This is a genomic window from Kitasatospora sp. NPDC001309 (assembly GCF_042896295.1).
Lineage (GTDB): Bacteria > Actinomycetota > Actinomycetes > Streptomycetales > Streptomycetaceae > Kitasatospora.
In genome coordinates, this window is sequence record NZ_JBIAXC010000005.1 from 110962 (window position 1) to 134503 (window position 23542).

20 protein-coding genes are annotated in these 23542 nt (G+C 73.4%); 9 read left to right on the forward strand and 11 right to left on the reverse strand.

The genetic code is table 11. From position 1 onward, the window contains the following. Nucleotides 1–33: 33 nt before the first annotated feature. A complete protein-coding gene (locus ACFY2K_RS07160; protein ID WP_380530473.1) occupies nucleotides 34–438 on the forward strand; it encodes a hypothetical protein in 405 nt (134 codons plus the stop codon). A 70-nt stretch (nucleotides 439–508) separates the two neighbouring features. Here ACFY2K_RS07160 and ACFY2K_RS07165 read toward each other — a convergent pair whose 3' ends face one another. Then, a complete protein-coding gene (locus ACFY2K_RS07165) occupies nucleotides 509–1330 on the reverse strand; it encodes a S1 family peptidase (protein WP_380530476.1) in 822 nt (273 codons plus the stop codon). 243 nt (nucleotides 1331–1573) lie between these two features. Here ACFY2K_RS07165 and ACFY2K_RS07170 point away from each other — a divergent pair, with 243 nt between their 5' ends. Continuing rightward, the gene (locus ACFY2K_RS07170; protein ID WP_380530479.1) at nucleotides 1574–2380 is read left to right on the forward strand and encodes a DUF4389 domain-containing protein; all 807 of its coding nucleotides are present in this window, start codon (nucleotides 1574–1576) and stop codon (nucleotides 2378–2380) included. 18 nt (nucleotides 2381–2398) lie between these two features. Here the strand turns inward: ACFY2K_RS07170 and ACFY2K_RS07175 are convergent, their stop codons facing one another. The 3 genes from ACFY2K_RS07175 to ACFY2K_RS07185 form a co-directional block, all read right to left on the reverse strand. Beyond that, a complete protein-coding gene (locus tag ACFY2K_RS07175; protein WP_380530482.1) occupies nucleotides 2399–3157 on the reverse strand; it encodes an IclR family transcriptional regulator in 759 nt (252 codons plus the stop codon). Nucleotides 3158–3278: 121 nt separating this feature from the next. Next, the gene (locus ACFY2K_RS07180; protein WP_380530509.1) at nucleotides 3279–3611 is read right to left on the reverse strand and encodes a putative quinol monooxygenase; all 333 of its coding nucleotides are present in this window, start codon (nucleotides 3609–3611) and stop codon (nucleotides 3279–3281) included. Between the two features lie 183 nt (nucleotides 3612–3794). Next, complete coding sequence (locus tag ACFY2K_RS07185) at nucleotides 3795–4691, reverse strand: NAD(P)H-binding protein (protein WP_380643860.1); 897 nt, start codon at nucleotides 4689–4691, stop codon at nucleotides 3795–3797. 68 nt (nucleotides 4692–4759) lie between these two features. Between ACFY2K_RS07185 and ACFY2K_RS07190 the strand changes: the two genes are divergently transcribed. After that, nucleotides 4760–5578 (forward strand): LysR family transcriptional regulator, encoded by an 819-nt coding sequence (locus tag ACFY2K_RS07190; protein WP_380530485.1) that lies wholly within the window; start codon nucleotides 4760–4762, stop codon nucleotides 5576–5578. 76 nt (nucleotides 5579–5654) lie between these two features. After that, the gene (locus ACFY2K_RS07195; RefSeq protein ID WP_387710057.1) at nucleotides 5655–6425 is read left to right on the forward strand and encodes a phosphotransferase; all 771 of its coding nucleotides are present in this window, start codon (nucleotides 5655–5657) and stop codon (nucleotides 6423–6425) included. Nucleotides 6426–6455: 30 nt separating this feature from the next. Here ACFY2K_RS07195 and ACFY2K_RS07200 read toward each other — a convergent pair whose 3' ends face one another. Continuing rightward, entirely contained in the window at nucleotides 6456–7463 is a 1008-nt protein-coding gene (locus ACFY2K_RS07200) for an NADP-dependent oxidoreductase (RefSeq protein WP_380591903.1), read from the reverse strand. Nucleotides 7464–7664: 201 nt separating this feature from the next. Here ACFY2K_RS07200 and ACFY2K_RS07205 point away from each other — a divergent pair, with 201 nt between their 5' ends. Continuing rightward, the gene (locus ACFY2K_RS07205; RefSeq protein ID WP_380530494.1) at nucleotides 7665–8231 is read left to right on the forward strand and encodes a Uma2 family endonuclease; all 567 of its coding nucleotides are present in this window, start codon (nucleotides 7665–7667) and stop codon (nucleotides 8229–8231) included. 15 nt (nucleotides 8232–8246) lie between these two features. Here ACFY2K_RS07205 and ACFY2K_RS07210 read toward each other — a convergent pair whose 3' ends face one another. Beyond that, on the reverse strand, nucleotides 8247–9635 hold the full coding sequence (locus tag ACFY2K_RS07210; RefSeq protein ID WP_380591905.1) for a sensor histidine kinase: 1389 nt from the start codon (nucleotides 9633–9635) through the stop codon (nucleotides 8247–8249). Beyond that, entirely contained in the window at nucleotides 9632–10366 is a 735-nt protein-coding gene (locus tag ACFY2K_RS07215) for a response regulator transcription factor (RefSeq protein ID WP_380530500.1), read from the reverse strand. The genes ACFY2K_RS07210 and ACFY2K_RS07215 overlap by 4 nt, the downstream gene beginning before the upstream one ends. Nucleotides 10367–10438: 72 nt before the next feature. On the opposite strand from ACFY2K_RS07215, the gene murG reads away from it, so the two are divergent. Together murG and ACFY2K_RS07225 are read left to right on the forward strand one after the other, a co-directional pair. Then, complete coding sequence (gene murG, locus ACFY2K_RS07220) at nucleotides 10439–11647, forward strand: undecaprenyldiphospho-muramoylpentapeptide beta-N-acetylglucosaminyltransferase (protein ID WP_387710060.1); 1209 nt, start codon at nucleotides 10439–10441, stop codon at nucleotides 11645–11647. Further along, a complete protein-coding gene (locus tag ACFY2K_RS07225) occupies nucleotides 11644–12687 on the forward strand; it encodes a GDP-mannose 4,6-dehydratase (protein ID WP_380530506.1) in 1044 nt (347 codons plus the stop codon). Before murG ends, ACFY2K_RS07225 begins: the two co-directional genes overlap by 4 nt. A 76-nt stretch (nucleotides 12688–12763) precedes the next feature. On the opposite strand, the gene ACFY2K_RS07230 is transcribed toward ACFY2K_RS07225, so the two are convergent. After that, complete coding sequence (locus ACFY2K_RS07230; protein ID WP_387710062.1) at nucleotides 12764–15334, reverse strand: collagenase; 2571 nt, start codon at nucleotides 15332–15334, stop codon at nucleotides 12764–12766. Between the two features lie 330 nt (nucleotides 15335–15664). Between ACFY2K_RS07230 and ACFY2K_RS07235 the strand changes: the two genes are divergently transcribed. Next, nucleotides 15665–18199 (forward strand): collagenase, encoded by a 2535-nt coding sequence (locus tag ACFY2K_RS07235; protein WP_387710064.1) that lies wholly within the window; start codon nucleotides 15665–15667, stop codon nucleotides 18197–18199. 49 nt (nucleotides 18200–18248) lie between these two features. Here the strand turns inward: ACFY2K_RS07235 and ACFY2K_RS07240 are convergent, their stop codons facing one another. Then, nucleotides 18249–18890 (reverse strand): hypothetical protein, encoded by a 642-nt coding sequence (locus tag ACFY2K_RS07240; protein WP_387710066.1) that lies wholly within the window; start codon nucleotides 18888–18890, stop codon nucleotides 18249–18251. Between the two features lie 197 nt (nucleotides 18891–19087). Further along, on the reverse strand, nucleotides 19088–20368 hold the full coding sequence (locus tag ACFY2K_RS07245; RefSeq protein ID WP_387710068.1) for a hypothetical protein: 1281 nt from the start codon (nucleotides 20366–20368) through the stop codon (nucleotides 19088–19090). Between the two features lie 444 nt (nucleotides 20369–20812). Between ACFY2K_RS07245 and ACFY2K_RS07250 the strand changes: the two genes are divergently transcribed. After that, nucleotides 20813–21898, forward strand: coding sequence for a glycosyltransferase (locus tag ACFY2K_RS07250; RefSeq protein ID WP_380591915.1), 1086 nt, complete (start codon nucleotides 20813–20815; stop codon nucleotides 21896–21898). On the opposite strand, the gene ACFY2K_RS07255 is transcribed toward ACFY2K_RS07250, so the two are convergent. Then, nucleotides 21882–23378, reverse strand: coding sequence for a DUF2079 domain-containing protein (locus tag ACFY2K_RS07255; protein ID WP_387710070.1), 1497 nt, complete (start codon nucleotides 23376–23378; stop codon nucleotides 21882–21884). The genes ACFY2K_RS07250 and ACFY2K_RS07255 overlap by 17 nt on opposite strands. Between the last annotated feature and the right edge of the window lie 164 nt (nucleotides 23379–23542).

The window sequence follows — 23542 nt, forward strand, 5'->3', positions numbered from 1 at the left end:
CGGACCGGGCCGCTACTGAGAGGCAGGACCGTCATGTTCGGCAACGGAGTCAGGAAGACGGCGATCGCCCTGGTCGGCACGGCGTTGGCCGCCGGCCTCGCGCTGGCGGGCACCGGGACCGCCGCGGCGTCCAGCGGTGGCGGCTGCGGCGGCCCCGACTGGGAACAGGCGTGTGTGAGCGCGGGGAACGGCCAGGTCACGGCGACGGCCAACACCAACTTCGGCAACGGCAACTGCACCGAGGAGGTGATCCTCTGGGACTACACCACCGGCGGCAGGGCGCTGGACACCAGCTTCGGCTGCCACACCGGCCCGTACAGCTTCAGCTACACCCTGAGCAACCCGAGTCCGGGCCACGACTACAAGGCCGAGGTGCGCCTCTACTGGAACGGCGGCTCCAACTACGACTACCAGCTCAGCCCGGACCTGTTCTACTGACCGGCGCCGTGTGACGGGGTCACCGGCCCGGGTCCGCCCCGGGCCGGTCACCCCGTCACCGGGCGGGCGTTCAGCCGTTCGCGCGGATCGTCGCGCGGATCCACTCCGCGTAGGCGGGCGCGCTGCTGTAGAGGCCGGGGCCGGCGGAGCACGGCACGTGCCCGCCGACGCCGGGGCCGGAGGTGACGCCGACGAGCTCCCAGCGCCCGCCCCGGCCGCGCTGGAGCTGCGGCCCGCCGGAGTCGCCGAAGCAGGCCATCGCCCGGGGGACCAGGCTGACGGTGCACAGCCGGGTGGGGCCCGCGTAGCCCGGGTCGCACTCGGCCTCGCCCGCCCGGCGGGTCTCCAACTGCTGGAGGCGGTCGGGGAAGCGCAGGCCGCCGAGGTCGCCGGTGTCGACGACGGTGCCGAAGCCGAGCAGCCGGGTCGGGGTGCCGGGGTCGCCGGGCCGCCCGGCGATCGGGATCGGCCGTTCCTTGACGGGGCGGTCCAGCCGGATCAGCGCGACGTCGTTCTGGTTGGGTCCGGCGTTGCCTCCCTGCCGGTACCCGGGGTGGGTGACCGTGCCGGCGATCGCGCGGACGGTGCCGCCGGACCTGCGCTCCGCGCTGCCGATGCGCACGGTGCCCGCAGGCTTCACCAGGTTCGGGTCGACGCAGTGGGCGGCCGTCAGCACCCACTGGCGGTCGATCAGCGAGGCGCCGCAGACCCCGTCGTCCAGGCCCGGTGCCGACACCGGGACGGAGGCCATGAACGGGTAGCGCTGCGGGGCGGCCGTCCCGTTGACGATCGCCCCGGCACTGCCGGCCGTCGCGACCGCGCAGCCGAGGGCGACCGCGGCCACGGTCGCGGCGCGGGCCGTACGACGCTTGCTGGACTTCCCGTTGAACATCGGGGCTCTCCTCGGAGGTAGGACTTCCGTCTGCCCCCTCAGCCTCCCCTTTCCAAGATCCACTGGACCATCCGGACACCAGGTGTACGAACGGTGGGGATTGCCCCCGTACGGCGCCGGGGTGCGGCGTGACCCGTCCGGCGCAGCGTGGCGCGCGGGGCGGGCGGCGGACTGCGATCTTCGGAGGGACCCGGCGGTGCACGACTGCCGGGTCCCCGTCGTTCCGAGATCGTGGAGGCCCGGATGTGGCAGGCTCCCCCCGCCCCCGTCAGCCGTGAGTGGCTTCCCGTCCTGGACATGCCGGCGCCCGCCGAGCAGAACCGCTGGACGGTGCTGCTGCGCCTGCTGCTGCTGATCCCTCAGTTCGTGGTGCTGTGGGTGCTGTCCCTGGTGGCGTTCGTGGTCACCGTGGTCGGCTGGTTCTGCGCGCTGGTCCTCGGCCGGCTGCCCGACTTCGCGGCGACCTACCTCAGCTCCTTCGTCCCGTACGAGGCGAGGGTCACCGCCTATCTGATGCTCACCGTGGACCGCTACCCGCCGTTCCGGTTCAGCGCCCCCGAGTACCCGGTGCAGGTCGGCCTGCGGCCCGGTGAACTGAACCGGCTGGCCGTGTTGTTCCGGATCATCCTGGTCATCCCCGCCTCCATCGTGCAGGGCCTGCTGCACGCGGGCTGGTGGATGGTCTCGTTCATCATCTGGCTGGTGGTGCTGGTCCTCGGCCGGATGCCGCAGCCGCTCTACGAGGCGACGACCGCGATCCTGCGCTACCAGCTGCGCTACACCGCCTACCTGGTGATGCTCACCTCCGCCTACCCCAAGCGCCTGTTCGGCGAGGAGCCGGGCAGCGAGCCCGAGCGGGTCTCGGCCACCCGCCCGCTGGTGCTGAGCGGCGGCGGGCGCGGCCTGGTGGTGCTCTTCCTGATCCTCGGCGTGGTCTCCTGGGCGACCAGCTCCGTCACCGCCTCGGTCAACACCGACGACAACGACGACGACAACGGGACGAACCCGACCCAGCACGTCATCGCCCCGCTGGTGCCCGGTCCCTCCTGACGGCGGGGCCCCCGGGCGTCAGGACGGGTGCGCCGGGGACGCCTCCCGGGCGGCCTGCTTGACGGCGGCGATCAGCTGGTGGCGGCGGGCGCGCAGGTCCTCGGGGCGGACGGCCAGCGAGACGCTCCCGATCACGGCGCCGTCCGCGCCGAGCACGGGCGCGGCCAGGCAGGCCAGGCCGGTACGGGCCTCCTCGACGTCCAGGGCGACGCCGGTGCGGCGGATCCGGCGCAGCTCCTCGTCGAGCCGGTCGACCGAGGCGATGGTGCGCGGGGTGAACCGGCGCAGGCCGGGCTGCTCCAGGTAGCGGCGGCGGGCGGCCGGGCCGGCGGCGGCCAGGGCGATCTTGCCGTGGGCGTAGGCGTGGGAGCGCGGGTCGACGCCGACGGTGAGCTCGGGCCGCTGGTCACCGTCGGCGGCGACGGTGCGCACGTCGGCGATCACCAGCCCGTCGCCCTGGTAGGCGACGTAGTTCGCGGACGCGCGGGTGGCCTGCCGCATCCGGGCGAGCAGGTCGTCGATGCCGTCGGTCAGGCCCATCTGCCGCTGGAACGCGCGGTGCAGGGCGGAGACCTGGTAGCCGAGGGCGTAGCCGCCGTCGGTGCGCACCAGGTAGCCGCGCTCGGTGAGCGGGGCGAGGAGGGCGTAGGCCGTCGACAGGGCGCAGCCGAGGCTGCGGGCGAGGGCCTTGGCCGGGACGGGCGAGGGTGACCCCGCGACGAGTTCCAGCACCTCCAGGGTGCGGTCGGCGGCGCGCGGCCCGGTCTGCCCGGCCATGACGGGGTGCTCCTCGTGCTGGTGCCGCTCCTGCTGGTGCGGCGTGACCCGTCCAGTGTGCCGGGGGCCGGGCCGGGGGAGGCCACCGGCCCCCGGTCCGGCCCCCGCTCGGCGTCCGGGCTCAGGCCTCGCGCGGGGTGATCTCGCCCATGAGGTCCCAGCCCTCGCGGTCGGGGAGGTCGACGCTGATGATCCGGGGCTTGGCGGCGACCGCACCGGACAGCGTCCCCATGGCCTTGCGGAAGTGCGCCGACTCGACGTGCGCCCGCCCGGCCTCGCCGTCCCGGAACCCCTCCACGAGCACGTACTCGTCCGGGTCGTCCACGCTGCGGGACCAGTCGAAGAACAGGTTCCCCGGCTCGGCCCGGGTGGCCTCGGTGAACTCGGCGACGATGTCGAGCCACTGGGCGCTGAGCTCGGGGCGGACGGGGAACTTCACGGTGATGAAGATCATGACGCTCTCTCGGGTCGGGGGGCGGTCGAACCCCCATCGGGGGACGGTCGGACCCCCACCCTGCCCGACCGCCGCCCGGCCCGGGAAACCCGCGCCGCCGCGATTCCGTCCCTGCCGGAATCCGCGGCCTCCGGGCGGGCGACGCCCGGGCCCCGGGCGTGTCGCCCGCCCGGGGCCTGACGGTCAGGCCGGTACGGCCGGCTTGAGCACCTCCTCGCACCACTGGCGGAAGGTCGTCGGGCTCGCGCTCCGCGGGGTGCGCTCGACCCCGGCGTCCAGGCCGTCGTCCTTGGCCCGCATCATGTCGACGTACCCCTCCACGAGGGCCGGGCTGAACCCGTGCCCGGGGAGCGAGGCGCGGAAGTCGTCCAGCGACTGGCGCTCGTAGCGGACGGGGCGGCCGAGGACCTCGGACATGATGCGCGCCATGTCGTTCGCGGAGAGGTCCTCGGGGCCCAGCACCGGGACTTCGCCGGTGCCCGTCCAGGAGCGGTCGAGCAGCAGGTCGGCGGCGGCCGCGGCGATGTCCCGGGTGGCCGCCAGCGGCGCCGGGCGGTCGGCGGCGACGGTGGAGGTGTACACGCCGCGGTCCCGGATCGAGGCGGTCTGCTCCAGCAGGTTGTCCATGAAGGAGGGGTTGGCGAGCGCCCGGTAGGCCGCGCCGGTGCCCGCGAGGAGGTCGTCCATGGCCAGCGAGGCCGTGACGTGCCCGGCGCGGTGGGCGACGGGGGTGCCGCGGCCGAGCGCGGAGACGCCGACGACGTGCCGGACGCCGTGGGCGGTGAGGGCCTCGGCGGCGGCCCGGGTGAACCCGGAGTAGACGGCGTCCAGGCTCGGTGCCTGCGGGGTGGGCGGGACGACCCAGAAGACGGCGTGCGCGCCGGTGAAGGCGCGGTCGACGACCTCGGGGTCGTCGTGGGAGCCGGCGACGACGTCGACGCGGGCCCGGACGGCCTCCGGCAGGCGCGCCGGGTCGCGCACGACGACGCGCAGTTCCTCGGTGAAGGCGTGCGGCCCGTCGAGCAGGAGGTCGAGGAGCCGGCCGCCGATCTGGCCGGTGGGAGTGGTGATGACGATCATGTGTCGAGTCTCGGGCCGGTCAACTGCGGCGTCCAATACCCTTCCTGGGGCATTGATACCTTCCAGGCATGGATCTCGACCTGCGCAAGCTCCGCTACTTCGCGGCGGTCGCCGAACACCGGCACTTCGGCCGGGCGGCGGAACAGCTCTACATCACCCAACCCGTCCTCAGTCGTCAGATCCGGGCCATCGAGCAGGAGTTGGAGTGCACCCTGCTGGTCCGGACCACGCGCAGCGTGGAACTGACCCCGGCTGGCCGACAGCTCCAGGAGGAGGCACGGGGGATCCTCGCGGCCGTCGCCGCGGCGGTGCAGCGCGTCCACGACGCCGACCGGGGCACCCGGCGGCTCGTCGTCGCCTTCTCGCCCGGCCTCCACGTGTCGGAGGCGATCCGCGCGTTCGCGCTGCGGCACCCGGACGTCGAGACCGACCTCGTCCCGGCGCGCTGGTGGGAGCCGGACGCGCCGCTGCGCGACGGCCGCTGCCAAGTGGCCTACCTGCGGCGGCCGTTCGACGACTCGGGGCTGCGCACCATCCCGATCGGCCACGAGCCCCGGGTCGCCTGCCTGCCCGCGACGCACCCGCTGGCCGCCCGCGCCGAACTCACCACCGCCGACCTCGCCGGCGAGCGGATGCTCGACGCACCGCTCCGGCGGACGGCCACGCTGGAGGAGAAGTTCGAACTGATCGCCTCCGGGCACGGCATCGGCCTGCTGCCGCTCAGCGTGGTGCGCTCCTACGCCCGCCCCGACCTCGTCCACCGGACCGTCACCGACGTCCCCGGAGTCGAGACCTGCCTGGCCGTCCCGGCCGACCCGGCCGACCGGCGGGGCACGCCGCTGCGCGACTTCCTGGAGATCGCCACCGCCACGCTGCGGTCGGCCTGAGTGCTCGGCCGCCCGGACGCCTCCCCGGCGGGAAACCCGCGCGACGCCGACCTGCGGGGACGGCTACGCTGCCCCGGTGATCGAGGACGGAGCAACGGACCGGGGCAGCGTGACCACGGTGCGGCGGATCGGGGACACCATCCGCCGGCCGGTCGGCGCGTGGACGCCCGCGGTGCACGCGCTGCTGGCCCACCTGGAGGCGGCGGGCTTCACGCGGGCCCCACGGCCGATCGCCGTCGAGGGCGGCGAGGAGGTGCTCTCGCTGCTGCACGGCGAACCCGCCTTCGCACCCTGGCCTGCCGTCCTGCGGTCCACCACGGGCGTCCACGCCCTCGGGCGCTGGCTGCGCGCCTACCACGACGCCGTCCGGGACTTCCGGCCGCCCGCCGGCGCACGTTGGCAGGGCGCGGAACAGGAATGGCGGCCAGGCCTGGTCATCCGGCACGGCGACCTCGGCCCGTGGAACGCCGTCTGGGACGGCGACCACCTGGCCGGCTTCATCGACTGGGACTTCGCGGCGCCCGGCCACGCCGTCGACGACCTCGCCCAACTCGCCTGGTACGCCGTGCCGTTGCGCTCCACCGAACAGCAGCGGCGGGCCGCCGTCAGCGGGCCGGGGGTGCTGCGGGAACGCCTGGCCGCGGTGTGCACCGCCTACGGCGAGCGGCCGGAGGCGGTGCTCGACGCCCTGGACGCGCTCCAGGCCCGGGAGGCCGCGCGGATCGAGCGGCTCGGCGGGCGCGGCGAGCAGCCGTGGGCGGCCTTCCTCGCCCGCGGCGACGCGGCCGAGATGGCGGCCGAGCGCCGCTGGCTCCGCGCCGAGCGGGCGGCCCTGCTCGGCGGCTGAGGCAGCCGGGGCGCCTCCGGCGTCCGCGGTTCAGGACAGGCCCAGCACCAGCTTGCCGGTGTTCTCCCCGCGGAAGAGCATCCCGAGGGTCGCCGGGAAGTCCGCGACCGTGCCCTCGACCAGGTGCTCCTGCACCTTGATCCGGCCCTCGCCGATCCAGCCCGCGATCTCGGCCGCCGCCTCCGCGTACCGGCGGGCGTAGTCGAACACCACGAAGCCCTCCATCCGGGCCCGCCGCACCAGCAGCGACAGGTAGTTGGACGGGCCCTGCACCGAGTCCTCGTTGTTGTACTGGCTGATCGCGCCGCAGACCACCACCCGGGCGTGCATCGCCAGCCTGGTCAGCGCGGCGTCCAGGATCGGGCCGCCGACGTTGTCGAAGTAGACGTCGATGCCGTCCGGGGCGTGGGTGCGCAGGGCCTTGCGGACGTCCTCGGCGCGGTAGTCGACGGCCGCGTCGAAGCCGAGCTCCTCGGTCAGCAGCGCGCACTTCTCCGGCCCGCCGGCGATCCCGACCACCCGGCAGCCCTTCACCTTGGCGATCTGCCCGACCATCGTGCCGACCGCCCCGGCCGCGCCGGAGACCACCACGGTCTCGCCCTCCTTGAGCGCGCCGACCTCCAGCAGCCCGAAGTAGGCGGTCATCCCGGGCATCCCGAGCGCCCCGAGGTAGGTGGACAGCGGGGCCAGCGCGGGATCGACCTTGACCACCCCCTTGCCGTCCGACACCGCGTAGTCCTGGACCCCGAAGGAGCCCACCACGTGGTCGCCGACCCGGAACTTCGGGTGGTTGGACGCGACCACCTCGGCCACTGCCCCGGCCCGCATCACCTCGCCCAGCCCCACCGGCGGCAGGTACGACGGCCGGTCGTCCAGCCACCCGCGCATCGCCGGGTCCAGCGACACGTACCGCGCCCGCCCCAGGAACTCCCCGTCCCCGGGCACCCCCACCGGCTCCTCCCCGTACGCCCAGTCCTCCGGCCGCACCTCCCCGACCGGTCGACGGGCAAGGCGGATCTGACGGTTGACGTCGGTCATGACGACTCCTGGGGGCGTACTCGCACGGCGGAAGAGGACAGGTGCCGATTCTAAGCAAGCGCTTAGTCATCTGGCCAGGGATCGTCCGAAACCGGTTCACTCGAACTGGTGACGCGGCGGGGTGAAGGCCGGAACGCTCTGTAGTGTTTCCGCTGGGCAGCCCCCGAGCGCGGAAACCAGCGCCGGAGAGGAGAACAGCAAGTGAGCACAGCGCAGATCGGTCCTGGCGACTACAGCCATGTGCCGAACCCGGAGCAGGCTCTGAAGTACGCGATTCAGCACATTGCGGGTGAACGCGTCGAGATCATCGAGGGAGTCATCACCCCCGTGTCGCCGTCCTGGGCGCATGAGCGCGCCACCGCCCTGATCGGCAAGCAGCTCGGCCGCCGAATGGATGAGTTGGGCTTGTTGGCGGGTTCAGGCAATCTCGATCTGCCGGGCACGCAGAATTTCTACCTGCCTGACATGGCCGTCCTGCCGGAGGAGCTCTTCGAGTCGGAGGGTGCCCTGCTGCCGGACCAGACGCTGCTGGTTGTCGAGGTGACCTCGCCGTCGAACGCTGACACCGACCGGACTGTGAAGCGCCGTCGTTACGCGCAGTTTGGTGCTCCGCTCTATCTGTTGGTGGACCGTCAGGAGGGAGCCTGCACGCTGTTCTCCCAGCCAGGGGAGTTGGGCTACACCCGGGTGGAGGGCCCGCACCCGTTCGGTGTGCCGGTGAGGCTTCCTGAGCCCTTCGAGGTGGACCTCGACACCAGCAGGTTCTGACCCGGCCTGCCCGCCTCAGGGGCCGACCGGCAGGCCGGTGAGGACGAAGCAGGCGCCGGTGCCGTGGTGCGGCGGGACCTCGCGGGCGATGAGGTCGGCGCCGTGGGCGCGGGCGATCTGGCGGGCCATGGCGAGGCCGAGGCCGGAGCCGGGGAGGCGGCGGGCGGTGTCGGAGCGGTAGAAGCGGTCGAAGACGTACGGGAGGTCCTCGGCGGCGATGCCCGGGCCGTGGTCGCGGACGGACACCTCCAGGGTGTCGGCGCCGTCGCCGGCCAGGGCCACCCGGACCTCCACCGGCCCGCGTCCGGCGCCGAACTTGGCGGCGTTGTCGAGCAGGTTCCCCAGCAGCCGCACCAGCCGGGCGGGGACGCCCGGCACGACCGCCCCGTCGGCGCCCGGTCCGACGGTGAGGGTGAACTCCTGGCCCGGCCAGTGCCCGCGCGCCGAGGTGACGGCGTGTTCGACCAGCGGCAGCAGGCGGAACCGCTCGACCAGGGCCTGGGGCTCCTCGTCCCGGGCGAGTTCGACCAGGTCGTTGACCATGCCGGTGACCTCGCGCAGCTGCCGCCCCAGCGCGGTGGCGGCCCGTTCGCGCTGGGCGTCGGTGAGGCGGTCGCCGCGGGCCAGCAGTTCGGCGTTGGTGCGCAGCGCCGTGAGTGGGGTGCGCAGCTCGTGCGAGGCGTCGGAGACCAGTCGGCGCTGGGCGGTGACCGAGCGTTCCAGCGCGTCGAGCATGGTGTCGAAGCTCTCGCCGAGCCGGGTGACCTCGTCCCGGCGGCGGCCGGTGGCCGCGTGGGAGGTGATCCGGTGGTGGGGGTCGCCGGTGGCGGTGATCCGTTCGACCGTGGCGGTGAGCCGGGTCACCGGGCGCAGGCCGGTCCGGGAGGCCCACCAGCCGAGGAACCCGGCCGCCAGCACCCCGGCGCCGCCGAGCCCGGCGAACGCGGCCGCGGACTGCCGTACGGCGCGGTCCACGCCGTCCGAGCGCAGTACGACCTGGAGCGCGGTGCCGCCCCGGAACGGCGTGACCAGCATCCGGGCCGGGAAGCCGGCGACGGTGGCGGTGCTGAAATAGGCGGAGCGCCGCCCGGCGGCGACCTCGCGCACGGCCGGGGTGACCGGGAACAGGTACGGGGCGACGGCCGTGCGGGGGTCGCGGGCCGGGTCGGCCGGGACGACCTGGGTGCAGGCCGGGGCGGCCAGGTAGCGGCACTGCCCGGAGAGCACGCCCGGCGGTTCGTTGCCCTGCTGCTGGACGGCGACGGTGGCGGCCTGGGTGAGCTCCAGCTCCAGCTGGTGGGTCAGTTCGTAGCGGATCACCGCGAAGGCGGCCCAGCTGAGGCCGAGGGCGACGGTGGCGACGGCCAGGGCGGTCGCCACCGCGAGCCGGACGCGGAGGGTCACGAGCCCGCGGCCAGTCGGTAGCCGACGCCGTGCACGGTGTGCACCAGGCGCGGTTCGCCGCCCGCCTCCAGCTTGCGGCGCAGGTAACCGACGTACACAGCGAGGGAGTTGGACTCGGGGCCGAAGTCCTGCCCCCAGACCCGCTCCAGCAGGGTCTCGCGGGTGAGCACCTGCCCGGCGTGCCGCAGCAGCAGTTCCAGCAGGGTCGCCTCGGTGCGGCTGAACTCCAGCCGGCGGGAGCCGCGGTGCCCGGTGCGGGTCCGCGGGTCCAGGACGAGGTCGGCGTAGCGCAGTTCGGCGTCGGCCTCGGCGCCGGGCGCGTCGAGGGCGGCGCGGCGCAGCAGTGCGCGCAGCCGGGCGGTGAGCTCCGCCAGCGCGAAGGGCTTGACGAGGTAGTCGTCGGCGCCGGCGTCCAGCCCGTCGACGCGGTCGTCGATGTTGTCCCGCGCGGTCAGCACCAGGACCGGGGTGCGGTCGTGCAGGGCCCGCAGCTGGCGGCAGACGGCGAGGCCGTCGAGGACCGGCATCATCACGTCGAGGACGACCGCGTCGGGCTCGTGGGAGGCGATCTTTGCCAGGGCGTCGTGCCCGTCGACCGCGGTGACCACCTCGTAGCCCTCGACGGTCAGTCCGTCGGCCACGGCCTCCCGCACCTCCTGGTCATCGTCCGCCACCAGAATCCGCACCGCCGACCCTCCGCTCCTCGTACGACCCCTGCCCGTTCGGGGCATACCGAAAGATAGCGGGCGAAGGCGCGCATTCTCTTAAAGGCCTCTTAGGCCGGCCCGCCACGGTGGTGAGCCATGGACACACCACTCTCGGTCGTGATCGGTGCCGGCGGCACCGGCGGCCACATCTACCCGGGCCTGGCCTTGGCGGAGGCCCTGCGGAAGACCGACCCCGACGCCGTGATCTCGTTCGTGGGCACCACGCGGGGTCTGGAGACCCGGCTGATCCCCGAGGCGGGCTACCGGCTGCACACGGTCGACATGATTCCCTTCGACCCCTCGCTCGGTGCCCGGCGCTTCCTGCTGCCGGCGGACCTGGTCCGCGCCGCCAAGCAGGCGCAGCGGGCGGTCGAGGAGCAGCGGGCGCAGGTCGTGGTGGGGATGGGCGGGTACGCCTCCGCGCCGGCCGTGCTGGCCGCCCGGATGGCCGGACTGCCCAGCCTGATCCATGAGTCGAACGCCGTACCGGGACGGGCCAACGCCTTCGCCGCGCGGCTGACCCCGCAGATCGCGCTCGCCTTCGACGAGACCAGGGAGCACCTGCCGAAGGCGCGCCGGCACCGGGCGGTCACCGTCGGCATGCCGCTCACCGGTGCGGTCGCCCGGCTGGACCGGCAGGCCGAGCGTGCCGAGGCCCGCCACCGGCTGGGTGTTCCGCCCGGCGCGCGGCTGGTGCTGTTCAACGGCGGCAGCCTCGGCGCGCGCCGGCTGACCGAGGCCGCGCTCGGCCTGGCCGAACGCTGGCGCGGCCGGACGGACGTCCGGCTGCTGATCAAGACCGGCCCGCAGGCCCTGGACGACACCCGGCTGCGGCTCGCCGCCGTCGGCGGGGACGCCGTCGCCGAGGCGGTGCCGTACCTGGACCGGATGGACCTCGCCTACGCCGCCAGTGACGTCGTGGTCTGCCGGGCCGGGGCGGCGACCGTGGCCGAGCTCGCCACCGTCCGGGTGCCCGCCGTGCTGGTGCCGTACCCGCACGCGCCCGGCGACCACCAGTTCCACAACGCCAAGGTGCTCGCCGACGCGGGGGCGGCGCGGATCCTGCGCGACGAGTCCACCGACGCGGACTCCCTGGCCGCCGTGCTCGACCCGCTGCTGGCCGACCCCTCCTGGCTGGCCGCCATGGGCGCCGCCGCCACCGGGGGGACCCACGCGCGGGCCGCCGACCTGCTGGCCGACTGGGTCCGCCGCCTGGCCGGCCGCTCCGGCGGCCCGGCCGGGATGCCGGCCCCGATCCCGAACCCGACCCCGATCCGCACCATCGAAACGGAGCTCGCCGAATGACCGCCACCACCACCGGCATGACCACCGTCGGCGCCACCACCGACACCACCACCGCCTGGGCCGACCGCACCGTCCTGGTCACCGGCGGCGAAGGCTTCATCGGCTCGACCCTGGTCGACCTGCTCGTCGCCCGCGGCGCCCGGGTCCGCGCCCTGGTCCACTACAAGCCGTACGCCGAACGCGGCTACCTCGCCGCCCACTTGGGCAGCGACCGGGTCGAGATGCTGGCCGGCGACGTCCGCGACGCGGGCCGGGTCTCGGACGCCGTGGCGGGCTGCGACACGGTGTTCCACCTGGCGGCGCTGATCGGGATCCCGTACAGCTACGACTCCCCGGGCGCCTACGTGCACACCAACGTCGTCGGCACCCAGAACGTCCTGGAGGCGGCGCGGCGGCACGGCGTGCGGCGCGTCCTGCACACCTCGACCAGCGAGGTCTACGGAACGGCGCTGCGCGCGCCGATCGGCGAGGACCACCCGTTGCAGCCCCAGTCCCCGTACTCCGCCTCGAAGATCGGGGCCGACATGATGGCGCTGAGCTTCCACCACGCCTTCGACCTGCCGGTCACCGTGGTCCGGCCGTTCAACACCTACGGCCCGCGCCAGTCCGCCCGCGCCGTGATCCCCGCGATCCTCGCCCAACTCCACTCCGGGGTACGGGAGCTGCGGATGGGCTCGCTGACCCCGACCCGGGACTTCACCTACGTCACGGACACCGCCGAGGGCTTCCTCGCCCTGGCCGACTGCGACCGCGCGGTCGGCGAGGCGGTGAACCTCGGGACCGGGCACGAGGTCTCGATCGGCGACCTGGCGGGTGCGCTGATCGCCGCCTCCGGCCGTACCGACGTCGAGATCACGGTCGACCCGGCCCGGCTGCGCCCGGCCGGCAGCGAAGTGCACCGGCTGCTGTCCGACAACTCCCGGGCCCGTACCTGGTCGGGCTGGCGGCCGGAGGTCCCGCTGGAGGAGGGGCTGGCCAAGACCTCGGCCTGGGTGGCCGAGCACCTCCACCTGTTCGACCCGAAGCGCTACGCGGTCTGAGGACCGACGCCGACGGCCCGAGCGGCGCACCCCCGGTGAGGGGTGCGCCGCTCGGGCGGTTCGCCGAAGTACCGGCTCAGAACTGGGTGCTGACCGTCACCCCGCTGAAGTCGGTGGTGGCGTACAGGCTGACGTACCGGTAGCCGGCCGCCGGGTTGGTGACGGTCAGGCTCTGGGTGGTGCCCGGGTTGGTGGAGGCGGCCGTGTGGGCGCTGGGGGAGGCCCAGGTGTCGGCGTTGTAGTACAGGGCCGCCGTGCCGGTGCCGCCGGAGGTGGAGACCTTCAAGGTGCTGGTGCCGGCCGGCAGGTAGACGTAGAAGTAGTCCAGGTTCCCGGCGGTGCGGGCCTGGTTCGGCCGGGAGCAGTTCTGGCCGAGGGCGTCGGTGCGCGGGTCGGTGCAGGTCGGCAGGGTGGTGGTGCCGCCGGTGGTGACGGTGACCGAGGTCGGGGTGCTGGTGGACTTGCCGGCGCTGTCGGTCACGGTCAGGTTGACGGTGTAGGTGCCGGCGGCCGCGTAGGTGTGGACCGGGTTGCGGTCCTCGGAGCTGCTGCCGTCACCGAAGGTCCAGTGCCAGGAAGCAAGCGAGGCCGGGGAGTTGATCTCCACGGACTTGTCGGTGAGGGTGACGGTGGCGCCGTTGACCGACTGGTCGAAGAGCGCGGTCGGGCCGTCCGCGTAGCAGGCGCCGGCGGCGCAGGCGTTCAGCCAGGTGTCGAAGTCGGCGTCGTAGGAGGTGCCGAGGCCGTTGTAGACGGCGTAGCCGCCCTGGTAGTCGCCGGTGCGGAAGTGGCCGAGCATGTTCTGGATGACGTCCGGGTGCTTCTCGACCATGTACCGCACGGCCAGGTAGCCCCACGGGTAGGTGCGCACCGTGTCCGAGTTGTCGTAGGTGTTCTGGAAGACGGTGCTCAGCTTGTACCGGTGCGTGGCGGCCTCGGCCATCGCCTGGGTGTCGGTGGTGCCGCGGTAGGTGTACGACTCGTACTCGGCGACGCCCTCGATCCACCAGATGTCCGGGACGGAGATCTCGGTGCCGAAGTTGCCCTTCATGTCGTAGATGTTGTCGAGGTAGTGGGTGTACTCGTGGTTGAGGTTCCACACGTTGGCCGGGAAGCCGTCGATGTAGGACTTCTTGTACATCACCGACACGGGCTTGTTGTTGGGGTCGGTGACGTCCATGACGGTCTGGCCGCCGTTGTCGGTGGAGTTGTTGTAGATCGCCCAGGAGTAGGTCAGGTAGTCGTCCCGGTTGGCGAAGACGGCGAGGGTGATGCTCTTGCCGTACTGGCCGGGTATCGGGCCGTCGTCCTTGACCAGGTTGTGGAAGAAGGTGTCCTCGCCGCGCAGGCTCGCGCAGACGGTGGCCAGCTCGGCGGGGGTGAGGTCCTCGGTGCGGATGGTGCGGTTGTCGCAGACGAGGGTGTTGGGCAGCACGGCGGCGGTGAGCTTGCCGGGGAGGTCGCAGGTGCCGTAGGTGGAGCACTGCGTGCTGTCGTACTGGTTGGCGTTGTACGCGGTGTACACGTACAGCGGGCCGGTGCTGCCGGTGACCGGGGTGCTGTCGAGGAGCTGCTTGACCAGCGGGCGGGTGAAGGCCGCGACGGAGCCGCCGTCGCCGGCGGTGCGGGCGAGGTCGTTGCCGGCGTTGACGTCGAGGAACTGGTTGGCGGTGCCGAGCAGGTCCTTGTGCTTCTGCGCGAAGTTCGCCAGCGCGGTGATCACGCTCGGGTCGGCGCCGATCGCGCTGACGTAGTCCGGGTTCCAGTTGGCCCGCCACAACGGCGCGTACAGCACGGCGTTGACGGCCTTCACCATCTTCGGGAAGGCGTTGTAGCCGTTGTCGTAGCCGTTCAGGACCTGCTGGTAGACCTTCAGGTACTGGCCCTGGATGTTGGCGCTGTCGGTGAGGACCAGCACCTCGTTGAGCACGGTGCCGTTGGCGTCGCTGACGTCCTTCCAGTGCGAGCCCGCGAAGAAGGCGTCGAGGCCGCCCTTGACGGCGCCGGTGAGCGAGGCGTCGTAGGGCCCGACGGTGCCCGCGTTGTTGGACTGGACGTAGTAGCCGGCCCGCAGGAAGAGCACCAGCTGCAGGAGGTTGGCGGAGTTGTCGCCGGAGTAGTTCGCGGCCTGGGCCTTGAAGGCGTTGGCGACGGCGAGCATCTGCGACTGCTTGAAGACGGCGGCCGCGTCGCTGCCGGTGACGTTGAACAGCGTGCTGACGCAGTCCGTGGTCGAGGCCTGGACGAAGGAGACCAGGCCGGCGCCGCTGCGGCTGCCGAAGTCCGAGGGCGCGCAGCCGGCCGCGGCGGGCGCCTGGGCGGTCAGCGCGTGCTGGGCCGCGGCGGCGGACTTCGGCTGCGGGGCGGTCCGGACGGCCGTGCCGGTCGGCTGGAGGGCCTGGCCGAGCTGGTCCGCCGGGAGCGGGGCGGCCGTGCGGCCGAGCTGCTCGGAGGCGGACGGGGCGGCCGTCTCGGCGCCGAACGGCTTCGGCGCGGCCGGGGCCCGGCCCGGGACCGCCGAGGTCGAGGCGGGGGCCGCAGCGGCGACCGGCGCCGGGGAGGCGGCGAGGGCCGGGGTCGGGAGCAGGGTGGCGGGGCCGGCGAGAGCGGCGGCCACCAGGAGCGGAAGGGATTGGCGCAGACGCACTGCGGTGTCCTTGTCCTGAGGTGGGGGAGGTGACGCGGCGTCGGCCACGAGGCTGAGGGGGAGTTGACGTGTGACCTGTCACCGGAATCAGGGTCAGAACAATGTCACAGGTTATATGTCATCGCAAGGGTCCTCACAGGGCCTCGCGAACCGCCGCTGTCAGCCGTTCCACCGGCTCCTGTGCTTCGCGTCCGAAGCTCGGGTGCACGAATCAAAGTGACATGTCACACCCTATTGATTGTGGTGCGGCAACCGTGGCACGGTGCCAGGCGACGGCCTCGGCAGCAGCTGCCCGAGGCCCACCCCCACACCCCCCAGCAAGGAGTGACGATGCGTCACCGACTCCGGCTACCCCGTGCGCTCGCGGTGCTCGCCGCCGCGAGCACCGCCCTCACCGGCCTCGCCGCCGCCCCGAGCCTCGCCGCCCCCACGGCGCAGGCCGGTGCCCAGGCGAGTCCCGCCGCCGCTCAGGCCCCCGGGCAGGCCACCCGTTCCACCCACCCCGACGGGACGCCCCCCACCGGCACCGCCTTCGGTCTCGACACCCACGCCCAGACCCAGGCCGGCCGCCTCGCCCCCGCCCAACTCCCGCCCCGCTCACCGCAGTCGGCAGCGCCCAAGGCCCCGGCTCCCAAGCTCGCCAAGGCCCTGGCCGCCACCTCCTGCACCCCCGCCGACTTCAGCGGCCGGAGCGGCTCCGACCTGGTGGCCTTCATCCAGGGCTCGTCCGTCGACTGCATCAGCTCGCTCTTCCGCCTCACCGGCGGCGACGCCCACGGGGTGTTCCAGCAGAGCCAGATGCTCGCGGTCGCCAACGGGCTCAGGAGCGCCGCCGCCTCGTACACCGGTGACAACTCCACCGGCATCTACCAGCTGGGCTACTTCCTCCAGGCCGGCTACTACGTGCAGTACTACCGCCCGGGCGACGTCGGCAGCTACGACGCGACGCTCACCGGCGCCGTCCAGGCCGCGCTGGACGCCCTGGTGGCGAGCCCGCACTTCCTGGACGTCAACGACGGCAACGGCCAGGTCGCGGGCCAGGCGATGATCCTCACCGACAGCGCCAACCTCCAGGCCCACTACCTCGGCACCTACCAGCGGGTGCTGAACGCGTACACCAGCTCGTGGGACGCGTCCTGGTACATGGTGAACTTCGCCAACAGCGTGTACACCCCGATCTTCCGCGGCCACCAGAACGCCGACTACGTCGCGGCCGTCACCGCCGACCCGGGCATCATCAACACCCTCGACCGCTTCGCGCTCGACCACCGGAGCATGCTCGGCGGCACCAACTCCTTCCTGGCCTCCAACGCGGGCCTGGAGACGGCCCGGTACATCGAGCACCCCGCCCTGGTCGGCACCGTCCGCCCGCTGATCAAGGGCCTGATGGACGTCTCCTCGATCACCGGCCCCACCGCGTCGCTCTGGGTCGGCGTCGCCGGCATGGCCGCCTTCTACGACAAGGCGAACTGCTCCTACTACGGCGTCTGCAACCTGCCGGACCAGCTCAAGGCCGCCGCCCTGCCGGTCAGCCACACCTGCGACGCCACCCACACCCTCCTGGCGCAGAGCCTCACCGCCGCCGACCTGGCCGCCGTCTGCGCCAGCCTGCAGAACCAGGACCCGTTCTTCCACAAGCTGGTCAAGGACAGCGGCCCGATCGCCGGCCAGTACGAGAACTCGCTGCAGATGGTGGTGTTCGCCTCCCCGCAGGACTACCAGACCTACGCGGGCGGCATCTACGGCGTCAGCACCAACAACGGCGGCATCACCCTGATCGGCGACCCGACCGCCCCCGGCAACCAGCCGATCTCGCTGACCTACCAGAACGGCGACGACGGCTTCACCGCGGGCGTCTGGAACCTCAACCACGAGTACACCCACGCCCTCGACGGCCGCCTCGACATGAAGGGCGACTTCAACCAGCAGATATCCGTACCGGACGTCTGGTGGATCGAGGGCGTCGCCGAGTACGTGTCCTACAGCTACCGGAACGTCACCGACACCGGGGCGATGGCCGAGGCGCCCAAGCACACCTACGCGCTCAGCACGCTCTTCCAGAACACCTACGACAACAGCGACACCACCCGCACCTACCCGTGGGGCTACCTGGCCGTCCGCTTCATGGCCGAGAAGCACCCGGACGTCATCCAGAACATGCTGGGCCACTTCCGCACCGGTGACTACACCGGCGGCTACGCGACCTACAACTCGATCGGCACCGCCTACGACGCCGAGTTCAACGCCTGGCTGGACGCCTGCGCCGCCGGCGCCTGCGAGGTCGGCGGCGCCCCGACCGCCGCGTTCAGCGCCGCCCCGACCGGCCTGGCCGTCCAGTTCACCGACCAGTCGACCGAGTCCGGCGGCTCCATCGCCTCCTGGGCCTGGAACTTCGGCGACGGCGCCACCTCCACCAGCCGCAACCCCGCCCACAGCTACACCGCGGCCGGCAGCTACGACGTCAGCCTCACGGTGACCGACGGCAACGGGAAGACCAACACCGTCACCCAGTCCGTCACCGTCGGCAGCCTCAGCGGCTGCACCGCCGCCGACTCCCGGGTGCTGGACAAGAACTGCTCCCGCACCAACCAGTCCGCCACCGCCGGCAACCTGGCCTACTACTACATCTACCTGCCGGCCGGCACCACCACGCTGAAGGTGTCCAGCTCCGGCGGCACCGGCACCGCGTACCTGCTCTACAACCCCGACACCTGGGCCACCCCGAGCGCCTACACCACCGGCTCGACCACCAACGGCACCACCAACCAGAGCCTGACCGTCACCAACACCACGGCCGGCTACCGCTACATCAGCCTCTACGCCCAGACCGATTTCAGCGGGGTGACCATCACCACCCAGTACTGACCCGCACTCCGTACGGTGGCCCGGAGCACCCGCTCCGGGCCACCGCCCGTCAACTGCCGCGCCTGAGCAGCCGGTCGAACAGTCCGCGCCGGGGCCCGGGCGACGGGGCGAGGTCGTGCGCGTCGGAGGGGAGGCCGAGCCGGGCGCGGGCCCCGCGGCGCTCGGCGCGGATCCGGTGGACGGCGCGCTCCCGGGCGGCGTGGTCCCAGCCGCCGTGTTCCTGGGCGCCGTGGTCCCGGGCGGCCGGCGGGTCGGCGGCCTCCGGGAGCAGCAGGTCGAGCGCGGTGGTCCAGTGCCGGACGGCCCGTTCGTCCTGCCCGGCCCCGGCCAAGTGGTCGGCGAGGTCCTCGAAGGCGTACCAGTCACCGGAGCCGCGGGCGTAGGCCTCGGCGGCGGTGAAGGCGTCCCGGGCTTCCTCGCCGCGGCCCGCGGTGTGGAGGGTGAAGGCGTACAGCGCCGGCATCCGGTCCAGCCCGGGGTCGTCCTCGGCGGCGAGGCCCCCGGTGCGGGCCGCCGCCACCTCGTCGAGCAGGGCCAACGCCCGGGCGCAGGACCCCGCGTCGGTCCAGTACACCGCCGCGTCGACGAGCGCATCGAGCCGCTCACCGCCGCTCGCGGTGGCGGCGAACGCCTCGGACTCCTCGGCGCACTCCGCGGAGGTGTAGGTCAGCGGGCCGAACGGTCTCTTCACGGTGGTCCTTCGCGGGCGGGGCGGGGCAGCGGCCGCCATGATCCCGCAGGCCGCCCGGACGCCGTCCACCGGGAGGGGCTTCGGTCGGCCCTCCCGCTGTGCCCGGAGCCCGGAGCCCGGAGCCCGACGCCCGTCCCCGACCCGGTGGACGGGGGCGGGGACGGGCGTGCAGGTGGAGGCGGTGGGGACCGGTCGGGTCAGGAGGTACGGCGGACGTACGGCTCCCAGAGCACCTTGATCGACCGCGTCGGCCCGGTGTCGCCGGAACGCCGCTGCGCCTCGGTGCCGAACGGCGGGGCACCGGACTGGAGTCTGGCCGGCTGGTTGGTGATCGCCGTCCACCCCGGGTTGCCGGTCACGCAGTCCACCGGGGTGCTGCCGTCCGCGGTCGCGAACCGGCAGAAGGTCCGGTACACCGTGCCGTCGGTGGTGATGGTCTCCACGGAGATCTGGTTGCCGTGGTCCGACACGGCCACACCGCAGGCGGGGGCGGCCCCCAGCGGGAGCGCGGGCGGGGTCGACCAGGTGGTCAGGTCGGCGTTCGGGCCGTTGAGCGGCGCGCTGCCGACCTGGACGGTGCCGTTCTTGACCACGCCGGTGTAGAGCACCATGCCGTGGGTGACGGTGTCGATGGACATGCACGGGCCGGTCGGGCCGGTGGCCCCGGTGTTGCCGGTGGCTCCGGTCGGTCCGGTCGGTCCGGTGGCCCCGGTGTTGCCGGTGGCTCCGGTCGGTCCGGTCGGGCCGGTGGCCCCGGTGTTGCCGGTGGCTCCGGTCGGCCCGGTCGGTCCGGTGTTGCCGGTGGCCCCGGTGGCCCCGGTGGCTCCGGTCGGTCCGGTCGGTCCCGTGGGTCCGGTGCTGCCCGTGGCGCCGGTCGGTCCGGTGGCCCCGGTGTTGCCCGCAGCCCCCGTCGGTCCCGTCGGCCCGGTGGCGCCCGTGGCGCCGGTGTTGCCGGTGGCTCCCGTCGGCCCGGTGGCCCCGGTTGCGCCGGTGTTGCCCGTGGCGCCGGTCGGCCCGGTCGGCCCGGTCGGCCCCGTCGGCCCCGTCGGTCCGGTAGGTCCGGTCGGACCCGTCGGCCCGGTGACGCCCTCGCCCGCAGGGCCGGTCGGTCCGGTCGGGCCGGTTTCGCCCGCAGGACCGGTCGGGCCGGTGGGTCCGGTCGGCCCCACGCACCCGATCAGGTGGCCGTGATGGCCGTCGTGGCCCCCGTCTCCGTGCTCCTCGCCGTTGCCGTCGCCGTCGCCGCGGAGGGACCGACCCGGGCCGGACTGCTGCAACGCCGGCGCGTGGACGCCGTCACCCGTCTGCCGGCCGCCCTCGGGCGTCGGCTCGCCCCCCTCCTGAGGCTGCTCCTCGCCCCACACCTCCTGCTGGCCCGGCGGACAGTGCTCCTCGCCGTGGTCGCCGTGCTTCTGCTGGCTCGGCTGCGGGAGGTAGCTGTGGATCCCGGCGGCGAACGTGGTGCCGCTGGTCGACATGATGGCCGTGATGAGCAGCGCGGCACCCGCCGCGCGTTGTTTGCGGCGGTGCGGCACCGCCGGTCTCGGGATCCGTGATCCGCGTGATGACACCCGGTACTCCTCACTCGTCGGGGACGGCGGGACGATGCGGCCCGCCCGGTGTCCGCCATTGATCCGGGCGGCGCAGTCGCTTCCGGCGTCGACGGGACCGGAATGTCATCAACGCGGCGCACTGCGATCACCCGGACGGCCCGAACCCGTTGGCCTGACCCGTGTGGGAGCACGGGGGACGAACGGGCCCGAAATAGCATCACCACCGCGATGCGCGTCCCGGTGCGTGCCCGACCGGGCCCGCCGCCCTCCCGCCCACTCCGAGAGGCCGTTGTGACCCGATCCGACGCTTCCCGTTCCGGTGCAGCCCCGTCCCGGGCGCCCGGCCGGAGGCCCACCGTCTGCCTGTGCATGATCGTCAAGGACGAGGCGGCGGTCATCGAGCGCTGTCTCGCCTCGGTCCGCGGCCTGGTCGACACCTGGGTGATCTCCGACACCGGGTCCACCGACGGGACCCAGGAGCTGATCCGCCGTGCGCTGGCCGGGATCCCCGGCGAGCTGCACGAGGAGCCCTGGACGGACTTCGGCCACAACCGGACGCTCAACATCCGGCACGCCCGCGGCAAGGCCGACTACCTGCTGCTGATCGACGCCGACATGGTGGTGCGGCAGGAAGGGCCGCTCCCCGAGCTGACCGCCGACTCCTACCTGGTACGCCACGCCGCCGACCTGGAGTACCGGATCAAGCGGCTGGTGCGCGGCACCGTCGACTGGCGTTACGAGGGGGCGACCCACGAGTACCTGACGACGGAGCGGCCGGACCAGCCGGACCGCTCGGCCGAGCTCGACGCGCTGGTCATCGAGCACTTCGCGGACGGCGGCTCCCGGTCCGACAAGTTCGAACGCGACGCCCGGCTGCTGCGGGCGGACCTGGAGCGCGACCCCGGCAACTCCCGCGCGGTCTTCTACCTCGCCCAGACCATGCGCGACCTCGGACGCACCGCCGAGGCGATCGAGCTGTACCGGCGGCGGGCCGGGATGGGCGGCTGGCCGGAGGAGGTCTACTACGCGCTGCTCCAGGTCGGCGTGCTGACCGCGGAGACCGGCGGTGACTGGCCGTCCGCCATGGACGCGCTGCTGCGCGCCTGGGAGAGCCGCCCGGGGCGCCTGGAGGCCTGCTACCAACTCGCGTCCCGGCTGCGCCGGATGGGCCGCTACCAGGCCGCGCACGCGTTCGCCCGGGCGGGGCTGGACCGCGGCCTGCCGAACGACTGGCTGTTCACCGAGCCCTGGGTGTACCGCTGGGGGCTGCTCTTCGAGTACTCGATCACCGCGTACTGGGTCGGCGACGCGCGGGGCTCGCTGGCCGCCTGCGACCGGCTGCTCGCGATCGCCGAGCTGCCCCGCCCCTACCGCGAACAGACCGTGGCCAACCGGAGGTTCGCGGAGCAGGCGGTGTCGGCGTCCGCTCCGGGGGTGCTCAGCCGGTCCGGGTGAGCAGCACGTAGCCGTCCAGGTCGGCGACGTCGCGGTAGCCGTGCGCGCGGTGCCAGTTCAGCCGGTTCCGCTCGATCTCGGGCGTCAGCGGCCAGCGCTTGTTCCACGGCGTCCAGGTGTCCACCAGGATCCACTCCGGGTCGGGCCGGCTGGGTTCCCAGCCGAACAGGCCGACGGTGGTGCGGTCGGTGAGCTGGGGCACCAGCAGCGTGGAGGCCTGGACGGTGGCGCCGTCCGGGATGCGGTCGATCAGCCGGTGGGCGACGGCGAGCCGGGGGTCGCTCCGCCAGGTGGCCGGCTGGACCAGCTGCCAGAACGGGAACTGCGGCAGCAGCAGCAGGCAGACCGCCGCCGTGCCCAGCAGGTGGCGCCGTACGCTGCCCGGCCGCGCCCGCCGGGCGGCCAGGGCCTCGACGAGGGCGGCGAAGACGATCGGCATCAGCACCAGCGAGTAGTGGTAGCCCGTGCCCCAGTGGAACGCGTTGGTCGAGAGGAAGCGCCACACCAGCGTCGGCACCGCGACCCAGGCCAGCGAGGACCGCAGCGCCAGGAACACCGTGACGGCCAGCACGAACAGCAGCGTCGTCGCCTTGGCCTCGGGGGTGATCAGACCGATCGTCCCCTTGTACAGCAGGCCCGCCACGAGGGTGTCCGCACCGCCCGGACCGCCGCCCGAGCCGTCCCCCCGGCCGCTCACGTACGACCAGTAGGCGAAGTCCCCGCCCGGGTTGAAGGCCGGCAGCACCACCAGCACGGCGAGCAGCGACCCGGCCACCCCGGCGGCGGCCGTGCCGAGCCCCAGCCGCCGGCCGCCCCGCCGGGCGATCAGCAGGCCGATCACCGCCACCGTCAGCCCGAGGTCCTCCTTCACCAGCAGCAGCGGCAGCGCCCAGCAGGCCGCGGCGCGCAGCCGGCCCTCGGCGAGCGCGGCCAGCGAGAAGGCCAGCAGCGGGACGGCGAAGGCCACCTCGTGGAAGTCGAAGCCGATCGCGCTGGCGACCCCCCAGGACAGGCCGTAGCAGAGCCCGACCACCGCGGCGGGCCCCGAGCCCAGCCTGCGCCGGGCCCAGAGGACCAGCGGCACCGTGCCGACGGCGACCAGGGCGGCCTGCACCACGAGCAGCGTCACGGGGGTGCGCCAGACCCAGTAGAACGGGGCGACCAGGGCCAGCACGGGGGAGAAGTGGTCCCCCAGCACGGGGAAGCCGGGCGCCTTCAACTCGGAGACGGGCAGGTGCCCGTCCGCGTAGGAGCGGACCACCTGCTCGAAGATGCCCAGGTCGTAGCTGTTGGAGAGCATCCGTTCGTGGATCCGCACGGACAGCGTCGTGTAGACGGCGAAGAGCGCTCCCGCCAGCCCCCAGACCCACCACGCGCTGCCGACGACCGGCGGCAGCAGGTACGGGCGGGTGGCCCGCTCCCCGGGGCCGGACTGCCGCGGCGGACGGTCCACGGTGCTGTCGGTGAGAGGCGCCTGCATGATCACACCTTCCGGAGGCCGCTGCCGAAACCGCTCCCGGTGCACCGCGGACGACGCACCGCGAGCGGCGCACCGGCAGCGGCGCACCGGGAGCGCCGCCCAACAAGATGTCAGCAACGCTTCGGCACCGGCGGGGAAGGGCTGTCACGCGCAGCGCAGAATCA

Bases quoted from the DNA above. Each gene is read 5' to 3' on its own strand.
- ACFY2K_RS07160 (WP_380530473.1), top strand. From the start codon at position 34: ATGTTCGGCAACGGAGTCAGGAAGACGGCGATCGCCCTGGTCGGCACG.
- ACFY2K_RS07165 (WP_380530476.1), bottom strand. From the start codon at position 1,330: ATGTTCAACGGGAAGTCCAGCAAGCGTCGTACGGCCCGCGCCGCGACC.
- ACFY2K_RS07170 (WP_380530479.1), top strand. From the start codon at position 1,574: ATGTGGCAGGCTCCCCCCGCCCCCGTCAGCCGTGAGTGGCTTCCCGTC.
- ACFY2K_RS07175 (WP_380530482.1), bottom strand. From the start codon at position 3,157: ATGGCCGGGCAGACCGGGCCGCGCGCCGCCGACCGCACCCTGGAGGTG.
- ACFY2K_RS07180 (WP_380530509.1), bottom strand. From the start codon at position 3,611: ATGATCTTCATCACCGTGAAGTTCCCCGTCCGCCCCGAGCTCAGCGCC.
- ACFY2K_RS07185 (WP_380643860.1), bottom strand. From the start codon at position 4,691: ATGATCGTCATCACCACTCCCACCGGCCAGATCGGCGGCCGGCTCCTC.
- ACFY2K_RS07190 (WP_380530485.1), top strand. From the start codon at position 4,760: ATGGATCTCGACCTGCGCAAGCTCCGCTACTTCGCGGCGGTCGCCGAA.
- ACFY2K_RS07200 (WP_380591903.1), bottom strand. From the start codon at position 7,463: ATGACCGACGTCAACCGTCAGATCCGCCTTGCCCGTCGACCGGTCGGG.
- ACFY2K_RS07215 (WP_380530500.1), bottom strand. From the start codon at position 10,366: ATGCCCCGAACGGGCAGGGGTCGTACGAGGAGCGGAGGGTCGGCGGTG.
- murG (WP_387710060.1), top strand. From the start codon at position 10,439: ATGGACACACCACTCTCGGTCGTGATCGGTGCCGGCGGCACCGGCGGC.
- ACFY2K_RS07225 (WP_380530506.1), top strand. From the start codon at position 11,644: ATGACCGCCACCACCACCGGCATGACCACCGTCGGCGCCACCACCGAC.
- ACFY2K_RS07235 (WP_387710064.1), top strand. From the start codon at position 15,665: ATGCGTCACCGACTCCGGCTACCCCGTGCGCTCGCGGTGCTCGCCGCC.
- ACFY2K_RS07245 (WP_387710068.1), bottom strand. From the start codon at position 20,368: ATGTCGACCAGCGGCACCACGTTCGCCGCCGGGATCCACAGCTACCTC.
- ACFY2K_RS07250 (WP_380591915.1), top strand. From the start codon at position 20,813: ATGATCGTCAAGGACGAGGCGGCGGTCATCGAGCGCTGTCTCGCCTCG.
- ACFY2K_RS07255 (WP_387710070.1), bottom strand. From the start codon at position 23,378: ATGCAGGCGCCTCTCACCGACAGCACCGTGGACCGTCCGCCGCGGCAG.